A 12,244-nucleotide genomic window follows, 5' to 3' on the forward strand; every position below is an offset into this window, starting at 1 on the left:
TCGGCGCTCGGGATATATGCCTTGGTAGTCAAAAATTTTGGGCCGCAGACATCTCAAAATCCACTTTCGACCCGAAAAGTAGATCAATTGCTCGTTACAAACGCCAATCCCCCGCTCGTGGAGAAATCCACGGCGAGGTCTTCAAAGGCTTAAAACGCGCCTGAGACATCCAAATTCGTCATATATTTCCGCAAATTAGCGCTGAAACCCATCCAATCGGCTCAGCGAATCGTCCCTATTAGAAACGACAAAGGCGAGATGGCACATATAGCGCCACCCCGCCAAATACAAGGGGTAAACTCAGATTACTTGAGTTCGACCTTTGCGCCAGCTTCTTCAAGCTTCTTCTTGATGTCTTCAGCTTCAGCCTTCGACACGCCTTCCTTGAGGGCCTTTGGAGCGCCTTCAACGAGTGCCTTAGCTTCGCCGAGACCGAGACCGGTGATCGCGCGAACTTCCTTGATCACGTTGATCTTGTTGTCGCCGAACGATGCCAGGATGACGTCGAATTCGGTCTTTTCTTCAGCAGCAGCAGCTGGAGCGCCGCCAGCGGCAGCAACAGCAACTGGAGCAGCAGCAGAAACGCCCCACTTTTCTTCGAGAAGCTTGGAAAGCTCGGAAGCTTCCAGAACGGTCAAAGCGGAAAGTTCGTCTACGATTTTGGCGAGATCAGCCATTTGAGAATCTCTCTTTATTAGGTGTTAGTTCAAACCAGTCCCATAAGGGACAATGGGGTTACGCTGCTTCGTTGCTCTTTTCCGCATGAGCGGCCAACACGCGCGCGATACCACCAGCCGGCGCCACGATAACCGACGCGATACGGGTTGCTGGCTGCTTGAGCATACCAGCGAGCGTTGCGCGCAGTTCGTTGAGCGAAGGCATAGTCGCCAGCGCCTTGACGTTATTCGCGTCAAGAGCGGTCGGGCCCATCACGCCACCAAGAACGACAAACTTTGCGTTCTTGTCAGCGAACTTCTGCGCCAGCTTTGGCGCAACCATGGGATCTTCCGCATAAGCGATGACGATCGGACCTGTGAACAGGGCCGAAATGTCCGCGTGATCGGTTTCTTTAAGAGCAAGCTTGGCAAGACGGTTCTTCGCGACCTTCACGTAGCCACCTGCAGTCTTCACCTCACGGCGAAGCGACTCCAGATTAGCTACGGTCAGACCGGTGTTCTGCGCGAGTACGATCGACCCAGCGCCCGAAAGGGCTGACTGAAGCGATGCGACAAGCTCACGCTTTTCCGTTCTGTCCACGGCTAGTCTCCACATAAAGCTCAGCAGATAAATGCTGAGCCATTGCCAATTGCTGCCCTCCCCCAAAAGGGAGGAGCAACGGTTAAACGCCTGTCAACCGCGCTGCCCGGCAGGGCAACTGGCCTGGTTCGAACACACCCTGCCCTTTCGGACCGAATATTGTTCTCACCCCATCTATGCTGGCATCTTTCGATATTAAGCGGACCCAAATTGGTCAGCACCGGCAGTCTCGGACAGGACTTAACGTCCCCAGGAGGGACGATACTGGGCGGCGTACCGCCCAGAATTCTTATTACTTGATTGCCGAAGCTGGCTCAACATGGACGCCTGGGCCCATGGTCGAGGAAACTGCAACCTTCTTGACGTAGGTGCCCTTAGCGCCAGCTGGCTTGGACTTCACAACTGCGTCGGTGAAAGCCTTGATGTTCTGGAGAAGTGCTTCTTCCGAGAACGAGACCTTACCAATACCTGCGTGGATGATACCGGCCTTTTCGACGCGGTACTCAACAGCACCGCCCTTGGCAGCGCCGACAGCACCCTTAACGTCCATGGTCACGGTGCCAACCTTAGGGTTTGGCATCAAGTTGCGTGGGCCGAGGATCTTACCAAGACGACCAACGAGTGGCATCATGTCTGGGGTAGCGATACAACGGTCGAAGTCGAGCTTACCGCCCTGGATGATTTCCAGGAGGTCTTCTGCGCCAACGATGTCTGCACCAGCAGCCTTAGCTTCGTCAGCCTTAGCGCCACGTGCGAAAACAGCAACGCGAACAGTCTTACCGGTGCCGTTTGGCAGGGTAACAACGCCACGAACCATCTGGTCAGCGTGACGTGGGTCAACACCGAGGTTCATTGCGATTTCGACGGTTTCGTCAAACTTAGCCGAAGCCTTGGACTTTACCAGAGTGATGGCTTCTTCGAGACCATACAGCTTGGTACGGTCGATACCTTCACGGCCAGCAGCGACCTTCTTAGCGATCTTTGCCATAGTGATTAGCCCTCGACCTGAATGCCCATGGAACGGGCAGAGCCAGCAATCATCGAAACAGCAGCTTCGATGTTGTCAGCGTTAAGATCCTTCATCTTCTTCTCAGCAATTTCACGAAGCTGAGCTTCAGTGATCTTGCCAGCCGATTCCTTGCCTGGAAGCTTGGAGCCAGCCTTGAGGCCAACGGCCTTCTTGATGAAGTAGGTTACCGGCGGCTGCTTCATTTCGAAGGTGAAGCTCTTGTCGGCATAGGCGGTGATCACGACTGGAATCGGGGAACCCTTTTCCATTTCCTGCGTAGCCGCGTTGAAGGCCTTGCAGAATTCCATGATGTTCAGACCGCGCTGGCCGAGTGCCGGGCCAATCGGTGGGGAAGGTGTTGCCGAACCGGCAGCAACCTGCAGCTTTACGTAGCCAACGATTTTCTTTGCCATGTATCGTCCTTTCAAAAGCTCACCGGAGTGAGCGATGACGCCGTGGTCGGAACCTTAGTGAGTGGCTGGCAACCACTCGGCACTCCCACGGGTTTGGATCAGACCTTTTCGACCTGACCGTATTCGAGCTCTACCGGAGTAGGACGCCCAAAAATCGAAACTTCGACCTTGAGGCGCGAACGTTCTTCGTCCACTTCCTCAACGACGCCGCTAAAGCTGGCAAACGGACCATCCGTAACACGGACGTTCTGACCAACTTCGAAAATGATAGAAGACTTCGGATGTTCGACGCCTTCCTGCACCTGCTGCAGGATCGACATCGCTTCCTTTTCCGAAATCGGCGAAGGGCGATTATCAGAACCGAGGAAGCCTGTCACCTTCGGCGTGTTCTTAATCAGATGGAATGCCTCATCGGTCATGTCCATCTTCACCAGAACGTAGCCCGGGAAGAACTTGCGCTCGGTGTCAACCTTGCGACCACGGCGGATCTCAACGACCTTCTCAGTCGGCACGATCACGTCTTCAAACAGGTGCTCGAGCTTCTTCTGCGCAACCTTTTGACGGATATCTTCCGCCACTTTGCGCTCAAAATTCGAGTAAGCCTGAACGATGTACCAGCGCTTGGCCATAAAGCGTCACCGCTCCCAAATAGCTAATGAATGAACCGCTTAACGGATCGACAGCAACATAGAGACGAGCCAGGAGATGACCTGGTCGGCCAGCAGGAAGAACAAGCTAGCCAAGATAACCATGATCAGAACCATGATCGTAGAGATCACAACTTCGTTCCGACCAGGCCACGTGACCTTACTAACTTCCGAGCGAACCTGCTGGAAAAACTGGACTGGGTTCGTGCGGGCCATGGGCATACAACTCGTCAAACTTGGTGCAAAACCAAACGCCGCGCAGGAATCCCCCGCACGGCTAGAGATCGGTTGTCTAGAGCTTTTATCCAGCAAATGCAACAGGGGCATCATCAAGAATTGGCCAACACCATAAGCCAGGCCCTCAACCGCGCGTAAACCATAAGTGCAAAACCCTGCCAAAGCCCCTTGCGGCGGGCGATTGGTTGAAATTGAATTAATTTCTGTTGGTAGTCGGCATTTCGACACTCTGGGGGGAGAGACCGATGTCATTTGACGTAATCAGTTGCCAGTTGCTGCACGCATCACCGCACCGAGTCATTGCCGGGCGAGTCACCGGCAAGGTGCGGGTTCGTATCCGCGAGTCGTTCATGGGCAACGACACCGAATATGGGCTCGACCTGCCCGTTAAAGCCGATTGCGCCAACGCCTCGTCCGAAATCGTCCGCACAGCCCTTTTGGGTCATGCCGCCCGTCAACTGAACAAACTCAAATCCCGCCACCAAAGCAATCAGCGCATGGCGGCGGAATAGTTTTTACCGTCCCTGCCCGTCCGCGCCGGCAAATGGAATCGCCTTCCGGAACAATCCGTTTTTCCGATTAGCGAAATGATCGCGCGCGTTGCGATAACCATCAACCAGGCCATCGCGGAATCGCATCCAGCGGAATTGGATGGGGTGTTTGAATTTAAACGCGTGCCGCTCTTCGACATGGGCAATGTCACTCTTGCCCACCGAACGCATAACCGGATGCTCCTGCCCCAGCTGGCACACCATCCCCGGCAGCGTCTGCAAACGAGACAATGACTTCGCCGGCGCCTCAAACGGATTGTAGAGAACCAAATCCGTCTGCAACACACGAAACGCCGGATGCCCGAGCAGAGCCTTTGCCGCACGCGCATTCACTATATAGCCCGCCGCACCCATAGGGGTGGACCGGAAGGGATGGAGATCAACACCACCAGCCGTGGTTTGCACCTTAGGCAGAAGCCGCAAACGACGCCCCGTCGCCTCAAGGCGCAGGATATCAATGTCGATTCCATCCAACTCGGCGAGCAGGCGCGGCAGCATGCTGGACAGCTCAGCATCATCTTCCAAGATCAGCGCGCGCTCATCGCCATTGGCCAGCATTGCCGCCCAAGCGCGCTCATGGCTCATCGTGCAAGCCAGCTCACGCGGCCGCAGATATTTTGGCTTCTCACTATTACAATAGAGCGCCAGCTGCTCAGCCGTCAGATCATCAGGCGTCGCCGATTCAATGCGCGTCCCAACCAGGCCAAGGCCGGCCAGTTGATGCTCCATGAACTCCCGACGATCCGGACGAGAGGCCAAATTGATATAATAGATGGAAACCACGCTAAAACTCCGCTGCCGCCCGTCGATAAGACAGCGATCAAAGCGAGGCAAGCGCAATGGCGCTTCAAATCATTGAACGATGTTGGTGAGATAAAAAGACTGGATCACTCGACAGTCAATTTAGTGCCTGGCAGGGGCTGGGGGACTCGAACCCACGACCCTCGGTTTTGGAGACCGATGCTCTACCAACTGAGCTAAACCCCTTCAGGCAAGGAGGTGTTTACTGAAAGGCTTCGCGGGATGCAAGGGGCTCAACGCGTCTTGCACAATCTGTTGAGGAAAACTCAATAGGATTGAGGCACATAATAGCCCAGAAACCCAAGCCTGCCGGGCGTTACAGCGTGTTGTGGAGAACTCTAATGCGTGCCATCGGATTGTCTTTGTTGATGTTTTCCCTCGCCACCCCAGTGCTGGCAGGCTCGCCTTCCTGGTCATTCTCTCGCTCCTACAGCGACCAAACCTGCATTGCCGAGCTCAAAACCGGCTCAATGCGCGTCGGCATCATTGCCAATGTCGATGGTACTTATAGCGGCTTTATGCGCTCTCCCACGCTCCCACATACCACAGCAGTCACTTGGCAAGTGAAAGGTCACCCTTGGCAGAAGACTGACGGCTATTTTGATCGCGCCAACCGCGCTGTCATTCTCCCGGGCCTCAATCCACGCCTTCTGACTGAGCTCGCCCGTGGCAACCGCTTCGATCTTTATGTGCATGGCACCGGCGCGCGCCAGAACGCACTCGCCATCGGCACAACCAATCTGAGCCTCAAGGGCTCAGGCCGCGCTATTGCCCAACTGGCCTCCTGCGCCACTTGGAACACCTATGGCGTACCAACCACAGTGCTTTATTCTGGTTCAGTTTCAAGACAATAAGCATACTTGCCGGAATGGTGCTAAAGAAGTATCGGGACCACGAAGAAGTTCCGAGGAATTGAATTTTGAGCACCACGACGCGTCGCACCCGATTTTTCTGGGAAGTCACGACCACCGAAGATCAAGATGCTGCACGCGCCGCGCTCACGACAATTATCAAGGCAAACACAGATCGCCTTGTTTCTATCTTCTACGACATCTTCCTAGAGGACGAGACCGCGTCAGCGTTCCTCTCGCACGGCGTTGTTCAGCAAAGGCTTAGCCCATCGCTGCGCGCGTGGATGCTCGATTTGATGTCTGCACAGCCGACAGGCGATTTGACTGCCTTCAATGCGCGCCAGATCAAGATCGGCGAAATCCATGCCCGCCTGAAAATTCCAGTACAACTGGTCCTCGCTGGCGGCAGCGTGCTGAAAACGGAAATCGGCTTCAAGTTGATCGAGGCAGGTTACCCCGAACGCACAGCCACCAACGCCATCATGATGGTCGATGATCTTATCGATTATGCGATGCGCCTTATGAGTGCGGCCTATTTCAAAGACACCAAGCGCCACGTGCGCAACGACGAGGCCTTCCGCCTGTTTTCACTTGGTCAGGACATCAATTTGGAGCGCGAAACGCAGCGCGCCGCATTGATGGAATGGAGCCAGACAGTCCTCTTTGGCCTGTTCGGCAATCGTGGCAGCGAGGCAGCAGGCACCCTGAGTTCCTCCACATTCGGCCTCTGGATTCGTCACCGTGCCGGCGTGCTGTTCCACGGCTCACCCATCCTGCCGACAATTGAAGAATTGATGCTGGCCGTCGATAAAATCGCCCTGCCCCGCCTCAACACTGCCGATCCCAACACCGTGGCAGATCTTCAGCGTCGCGTGGACGAGATCAAATACCTCATCAATGACCTTTTCCAGTCCGCCTCTTCGGTTGAAAACGGCCGCGATCCGCTAACGCGCACGCTCAACCGACGCTTCTTGCCCTCGGTCCTGAGCCGAGAACTGTCGATGGCGCAGCAAGACCAAACGCCGCTCTCAGTGCTCATGGTCGATATCGATCATTTTAAGACGATCAACGACCAATACAGCCACTCTATCGGCGACTTGGTCCTCAGCCACACCGCCGAGACCCTATTGAGCTCCGTTCGCTCGAGCGATTTTGTGTTCCGCTACGGTGGCGAAGAATTCTTGATCGTGCTGGTGGAAACTGGCGCCGAGGAAGCCGCACTGATCGCCGAGCGCATTCGCAACGACATTCAGTCCCATGCGGTCAATGTGCCGGGTCATGGCCCCCTGCTCACCAGTGTCTCGATTGGCGTCGCGACCCACGGGGGGCATCCGGATTACGAATATCTTATCAACAGTGCCGACCGCGCGCTCTACACTGCCAAAAACTCCGGCCGTAACCGCATAAGTCTTGCGCCATCCGCGCCAAATCCTTGATCAGCCTAAAAAGCTGATCAATCCTATTGGGCACAAAGACCTCTAGAAAGGCGTGTACGCACCAGATAACCGCATCTGTCCGTGTCCGGCTCTCCATTTTTTGGATTTCCGAACCCACTCATTTGCATGGCCTTGGCCATTACGGTTTTCTCGTTAGTCGCGCCTTTCAAATGGCCACTCATTTTCAGGACTGCGCAGCGCCGCACTGATCGTCGCTGACAATGATATTTGCAGAGTCATCCACGACGGTTGCAACACCAGCTAAGGCGGCAAATTCTCCATCTATTGGAACGACGCACCGAGCCTGGGCATAGAGCACCTAGCTCCGGCTCGCCCCAAAAAGCCCAGGCTGCGCCCATCCAGCGGCCAACAAGTGCCAGCCAAAAGCCAATAAAACGCCAATTTTTGGGGAGGATTGGAGCGGGTAACGGGAATCGAACCCGTGTATTCAGCTTGGAAGGCTGCTGCTCTACCATTGAGCTATACCCGCCCGAAGGCATGTGGCATTCGATTAGCGCGAAGGACCCAATCAGCGCAAGAGTTCTCAAACGCAATGCCCAGAATTTCCTGCAATTAGAATTTCTTCCACAGCCTCTATTCCTAGCCTGTTGACACCAAAACCACTTTTGACGATAAGCCACACAACGAAGCGCGAAAGCGGTTCGCTTCCATCTCAGAAATGTGGAGGGATGGGAGAGTGGTTAAATCCATCAGACTGTAAATCTGACGCCTCAGGCTACACTGGTTCGAATCCAGTTCCCTCCACCACCCCCTCTCAGAGAACGCAAGTTCTCTTGTTAGGGCCTAAGTTCCAAAGACTTAGCTGATTAGGAAAAAGTTCGGAGCGAGATCCTCGCACGATGCCTACCCGTTATGTGGAGGGGTGGGAGAGTGGTTAAATCCATCAGACTGTAAATCTGACGCCTCAGGCTACACTGGTTCGAATCCAGTCCCCTCCACCATCGGGACGCGCGAAAGCGCACTGTTTCTCATCCATCTTCGCAAATGTGTTAGCGGAAACCATCCCGCCCACCAGTCTGCGCTTGCTCCTTGGCCTGCGAAGCGATACCGCTCAGCCATGAGCCGCAATAAATTTCCGCCTAAGCCAAAATACGATCCAGATACCGGCCCGGTATACCTTTATGGCCTGCACACTGTGCGCGCTGCATTGGAGAATCCCGGCCGCATTAAAAAGGCTTTGCTTGCAACGCCTAACGCCCTCAACCGACTCAAAGAGACGGGTGAGATCGGTAATGTGAAGGTCACTGAAACCACCCCAAAGGACCTCGACCGCCTTCTCGGTGGCGAAGCCGTCCACCAGGGCGTGGCGCTTGAAGTTGACCCCGTCAGCCGCTTCGGCCTCAATGATATCAAGAACCTACGCCTCGTCGTTGTGCTCGATCAGCTGACCGACCCACACAATGTCGGCGCGATTCTGCGTACAGCCTGTGCTTTTGGTGCAGACGCCGTCATCACCACGGCTCGCCACTCGCCACGCGAAACTGGCGTCATGGCGAAAGCGGCCTCAGGCGCACTCGACCTGGTGCCGATGATCGAAGTCCGCAATCTGGCCGACACGCTCGAAGCCCTCAAAGAACGCGGCCTAACCGTGCTTGGCTTTGATTCTGATGCAGAAACACAGCTGAAGCCGCGCACCGACGACACCCCGCTTGCGGTTGTCATGGGCGCCGAAGGCAAAGGCCTGCGCCAGCGCACACGCGAACTCTGCGATGAAATGGTCCGCCTCGACATGCCGGGCCCAATCAAGTCGCTGAACGTGTCCAACGCCGCAGCTATTGCTCTGTTCGCTGCTACTGCCGGTCGCGCTTAATGAGCACTTTTGAGCCATTCGCAGCAGCCCTACGCCTGTCTGGCGTAGCGGTTTCGCAAAAAGATCTCGACGCTGCGCTGAAGCAGTCGTCCACACGCTTTGAGCCTGAAGACGCTGACACTAGCCACTACGCGCAGATCGACTTGGATGTAACCAATCCGGTTCGCGCGATTCTCGATCTGGCAGAGACCTCCGGAGCGGCTATTGCCGCCATGCTGGATGATCGTCGTATCGGCAAGGCCGTGCTTGATATCGCTTTCGACTATCCGCCAGAAGGCGAAGCCATGTCGGCCCGCCTGCCTGCGCATGCAGCGGCAGCGATCGCAAGCCACGGAATTGACATCGAAATTTCTGTCTACCTCACAGACGTGGAAGACGACGAAGAGTAAATTCTAAATGGCAGGGGGAGAGCCATGAAGAACTGGGCAGGAAACATCACTTTCAACGCGGCCAAGATTGAACGGCCAACACGCGTGGAAGAGATCCAAGACATCGTGCGACGCGCAGACAAACTGCGCGTCGTCGGCTCTGGTCACTCGTTCAATACGATTGCCGACACAGATGGCACACTGATCACGCTGGCAGATATGCCCCGCGCCATCCGAGTTGACCCAACCACCAAAACCATCACGACCGGCGGCGGCATCACCTACGCGCGAATCCTGCCAGCGCTGGCAGAAAGCGGCCTTGGCCTCGCCACGGGGGCATCCCTGCCCCACATCACCATTGCGGGCGCTACAGCCACTTCTACGCACGGCTCTGGCGACGCCAATCAAAACCTATCCGCAGCCGTCAGCGCCCTGACCTTTGTTCGCGCAGACGGCGAGATCGTAAAGCTCCAGCGAGGTGATGCGGATTTTGATGGCGCAGTTGTCAATCTTGGCGCACTCGGCGTGGTCGTCGATATCACCCTCGACACAGTTCCCGCCTACGACATTGCTCAGACCGTGTTCACCGGCCTACCCGTAAGCACCGCACTGGCCGAGTTCGATGCGATCACCAGCTCCGCCTATAGCGTAAGCATGTTCACGCGCTGGAACAGCACCAATGTCGACCAGCTCTGGCAGAAGGCACTGAGCGCCACCTACACACCTGCGCAGCACGCTTTCGGCGCTTCGTTGGCCGCGCACGCTCTTCATCCTATTGCCGAATTTGACGGAACAACCTGCACCCAACAAGGCGGCATCGCCGGATCATGGGGCGAGCGGATCTTCCACTTCCCCGCCTCCGCCACCCCATCTGCAGGCAATGAGCTGCAGTCGGAGTTTTACGTCGACCGGAAAAACGCGGTCGCCGCCTTTGCCGCGCTTTACGCCATCCAACAGCAATTCAACCACACACTTTACGTGTCCGAAATCCGCACCATGGCGGCAGACACGCTCTGGATGAGCGGCGCCTACGGCCGCGACACTGTCGGTTTCCACTTCACATGGAAGCCGGACGCCGCAGCCGTCTCAACCGCCGTCGACATCATAGAAGCAACTCTCGCGCCGTTCGAGCCACGCCCGCACTGGGCGAAAGTGTTCAACATGGCCCCGACCGTGGTGCAATCGCGCTACCCGAAGCTTGCCGAGTTTAAGCAGCTCGCCAATCGCTTCGATCCAGACGGAAAGTTCCGTAATTCCTACCTGACTAAGCTCCTCTTCTAAGACAGCAAAAAGCCCGGCAAGATCATCTCTTGCCGGGCAATTTATTTGCGCCTGAGGCGATAGCGGCTAAAACTGATTGGCGTTCGTTTCGCGGTCGGCGGTGATCACCGGACGCCCAAATACGCCAGGCTTGCTCGGCTCAAGATGGACCACGGAATACCCACGTGCCGCCAGTTCCGACAGGAACTCGGGCAGCATATCCACCGTGCGCTGGTGAATATCATGGAACAGGATCACACCACTCCCCCGCGCATCGAGGCGATCGAGCGTCCGCTGAGCCACGACCGCTGGCGTATCCTTGTAGTAGTCCTTGGAGTCGATATCGACGTCCAGAACGACCATATCGCCACCCATGAGAGCTGTGCGCAGGAAACCGTCTTGCGCCAGATAAGGGAAGCGGAAGAATGGGGCTAGACCATTGCCCGCGCCACGCAGCGCATCAGACACCGCCTGCTCACCCCGCGTAATTTCCGCGTAGGCAGCCTGGCGGCTCAACGTCGTCAAATCGACATGCTCAAAGGTGTGGCTACCGACACTATGGCCGCGCGTTGCCACCATCCGCGCAATCTCCGGATGCGCCTGCGCTGAAGCGCCAAGCATCAAGAACGTCGCTTTCACGCCGAACTGGTCTAGCGTGTCAAGAATGGCCGGTGTCTTGCCGGGGCGTGGACCATCATCAAAAGTGATGATCACTTCGCCGGGGTTAAGTATGATGTCGGTGGTCGCCGCAACGGTCAGCACACGCCCCGCGATATTGCTGGCGGCAAAAATACGCGGCGGCATCGCCTGCTCCAAACGAATATCAGCTGGAAGATATGCACTCACACTGGCCGTGGTTTCCACAGTAGGGATTGGCTGTGAGATCAGGTCCGTCTGCTTGGGCGGCTTGGCGCAGCCAGCAAGAGCACTTGCCACAATTCCGGTAACACAAAGCGCACCCAACAACCGCACCACAACACCCGACGCAAAGCTTTCAACTAAGCCCTACACTTGGCGATTATGGTTAATATTGTTCTACTCAGCGCGCAGAATTACTGTATCGACCGCGACTTCGCTTTACGCGCTAAAGTATCGAGAGCGCTCAAAAAAGCAGAGCGATCGGCCGCCCGGAAGCTTGCGTTAAAGCTCTGCATCTCCCCGGTTTCGCGCAAATGGGCCCGCAAATCGCGCATCGCCAATGCCATGCCAATAGACGCTGGAGTGAACTCTTTGCCGGTGAAGCCCAGCACATGACAACCCTTGTCGATTGCGCGACTGGCCAGAGGAATATCGGCGGTCAAAACGATGTCATTCGAGGTGGCATTTTCGACAATCCAATCATCTGCCGCATCAGCGCCAGCGGGGACGATAACCACCTGCACCATCGGATCACGCGACGGACGCACTCCGCCGTTCGAAACATAGACCACGACCAATTCAAGGCGCTCAGCGACACGCTTCGCCTCTTCCTTGACTGGACACGCATCAGCATCAACGAAGATTTTTGGATTAGCCAAACTACATCACCTGAAACACATTCATTACGAATTTGCAGCGCAACGCACTGGATTCACTCATCTTTA

15 protein-coding genes and 4 tRNA genes are annotated in these 12,244 nt (G+C 55.9%); 8 read left to right on the forward strand and 11 right to left on the reverse strand.

Going from position 1 to position 12,244, the window contains the following annotated elements:
• Positions 1-305 precede the first annotated feature (305 nt).
• From rplL to secE, 6 genes are all read right to left on the reverse strand, one after another.
• On the reverse strand, positions 306-677 hold the full coding sequence (rplL, locus tag H4N61_RS10345; RefSeq protein WP_169194910.1) for a 50S ribosomal protein L7/L12: 372 nt from the start codon (positions 675-677) through the stop codon (positions 306-308).
• A gap of 58 nt (positions 678-735) precedes the next feature.
• Positions 736-1,257, reverse strand: coding sequence for a 50S ribosomal protein L10 (gene rplJ / locus H4N61_RS10350; RefSeq protein ID WP_169194911.1), 522 nt, complete (start codon positions 1,255-1,257; stop codon positions 736-738).
• A 292-nt stretch (positions 1,258-1,549) separates the two neighbouring features.
• Complete coding sequence (gene rplA / locus H4N61_RS10355) at positions 1,550-2,245, reverse strand: 50S ribosomal protein L1 (RefSeq protein ID WP_169194912.1); 696 nt, start codon at positions 2,243-2,245, stop codon at positions 1,550-1,552.
• Between the two features lie 5 nt (positions 2,246-2,250).
• Positions 2,251-2,679 (reverse strand): 50S ribosomal protein L11, encoded by a 429-nt coding sequence (gene rplK / locus H4N61_RS10360; protein ID WP_169194913.1) that lies wholly within the window; start codon positions 2,677-2,679, stop codon positions 2,251-2,253.
• A gap of 98 nt (positions 2,680-2,777) precedes the next feature.
• Positions 2,778-3,308, reverse strand: coding sequence for a transcription termination/antitermination protein NusG (gene nusG / locus H4N61_RS10365; RefSeq protein WP_169194914.1), 531 nt, complete (start codon positions 3,306-3,308; stop codon positions 2,778-2,780).
• A gap of 39 nt (positions 3,309-3,347) precedes the next feature.
• The gene (gene secE / locus H4N61_RS10370) at positions 3,348-3,542 is read right to left on the reverse strand and encodes a preprotein translocase subunit SecE (protein ID WP_169194915.1); all 195 of its coding nucleotides are present in this window, start codon (positions 3,540-3,542) and stop codon (positions 3,348-3,350) included.
• Positions 3,543-3,808: 266 nt separating this feature from the next.
• On the opposite strand from secE, the gene H4N61_RS10375 reads away from it, so the two are divergent.
• Positions 3,809-4,075 (forward strand): hypothetical protein, encoded by a 267-nt coding sequence (locus tag H4N61_RS10375; protein WP_169194916.1) that lies wholly within the window; start codon positions 3,809-3,811, stop codon positions 4,073-4,075.
• Positions 4,076-4,078: 3 nt separating this feature from the next.
• Here the strand turns inward: H4N61_RS10375 and H4N61_RS10380 are convergent, their stop codons facing one another.
• Together H4N61_RS10380 and H4N61_RS10385 are read right to left on the reverse strand one after the other, a co-directional pair.
• Positions 4,079-4,897, reverse strand: a complete 819-nt coding sequence (locus tag H4N61_RS10380) for a glycosyltransferase family 25 protein (RefSeq protein ID WP_182393920.1) — start codon at positions 4,895-4,897, stop codon at positions 4,079-4,081.
• 128 nt (positions 4,898-5,025) lie between these two features.
• Positions 5,026-5,101 (reverse strand) — tRNA-Trp (locus H4N61_RS10385).
• Positions 5,102-5,256: 155 nt separating this feature from the next.
• Between H4N61_RS10385 and H4N61_RS10390 the strand changes: the two genes are divergently transcribed.
• Both H4N61_RS10390 and H4N61_RS10395 read left to right on the forward strand, forming a co-directional pair.
• A complete protein-coding gene (locus H4N61_RS10390) occupies positions 5,257-5,769 on the forward strand; it encodes a hypothetical protein (RefSeq protein ID WP_169194980.1) in 513 nt (170 codons plus the stop codon).
• Positions 5,770-5,834: 65 nt separating this feature from the next.
• Entirely contained in the window at positions 5,835-7,202 is a 1,368-nt protein-coding gene (locus tag H4N61_RS10395) for a GGDEF domain-containing protein (protein ID WP_182393921.1), read from the forward strand.
• Between the two features lie 416 nt (positions 7,203-7,618).
• Here the strand turns inward: H4N61_RS10395 and H4N61_RS10400 are convergent.
• Positions 7,619-7,692 (reverse strand) — tRNA-Gly (locus H4N61_RS10400).
• Positions 7,693-7,885: 193 nt separating this feature from the next.
• Between H4N61_RS10400 and H4N61_RS10405 the strand changes: the two genes are divergently transcribed.
• From H4N61_RS10405 to H4N61_RS10425, 5 genes are all read left to right on the forward strand, one after another.
• A tRNA-Tyr gene (locus H4N61_RS10405) sits at positions 7,886-7,970 on the forward strand.
• Between the two features lie 109 nt (positions 7,971-8,079).
• Positions 8,080-8,164 (forward strand) — tRNA-Tyr (locus H4N61_RS10410).
• A gap of 116 nt (positions 8,165-8,280) precedes the next feature.
• Positions 8,281-9,033, forward strand: coding sequence for a 23S rRNA (guanosine(2251)-2'-O)-methyltransferase RlmB (gene rlmB, locus H4N61_RS10415; protein WP_169194982.1), 753 nt, complete (start codon positions 8,281-8,283; stop codon positions 9,031-9,033).
• On the forward strand, positions 9,033-9,422 hold the full coding sequence (locus H4N61_RS10420; protein WP_182393922.1) for a hypothetical protein: 390 nt from the start codon (positions 9,033-9,035) through the stop codon (positions 9,420-9,422). Before rlmB ends, H4N61_RS10420 begins: the two co-directional genes overlap by 1 nt.
• Positions 9,423-9,446: 24 nt before the next feature.
• On the forward strand, positions 9,447-10,682 hold the full coding sequence (locus tag H4N61_RS10425; protein WP_182393923.1) for an FAD-binding protein: 1,236 nt from the start codon (positions 9,447-9,449) through the stop codon (positions 10,680-10,682).
• A 66-nt stretch (positions 10,683-10,748) separates the two neighbouring features.
• Here H4N61_RS10425 and H4N61_RS10430 read toward each other — a convergent pair whose 3' ends face one another.
• Together H4N61_RS10430 and H4N61_RS10435 are read right to left on the reverse strand one after the other, a co-directional pair.
• Positions 10,749-11,465 carry a polysaccharide deacetylase family protein gene (locus tag H4N61_RS10430; RefSeq protein ID WP_182393924.1) on the reverse strand — a complete coding sequence of 239 codons (717 nt, stop codon included), beginning with the start codon at positions 11,463-11,465 and terminating at the stop codon, positions 10,749-10,751.
• Positions 11,466-11,713: 248 nt separating this feature from the next.
• On the reverse strand, positions 11,714-12,178 hold the full coding sequence (locus H4N61_RS10435; protein ID WP_169194986.1) for a YaiI/YqxD family protein: 465 nt from the start codon (positions 12,176-12,178) through the stop codon (positions 11,714-11,716).
• Between the last annotated feature and the right edge of the window lie 66 nt (positions 12,179-12,244).

It is taken from the genome of Devosia sp. MC521, assembly GCF_014127105.1.
Taxonomy (GTDB): Bacteria; Pseudomonadota; Alphaproteobacteria; order Rhizobiales; family Devosiaceae; genus Devosia.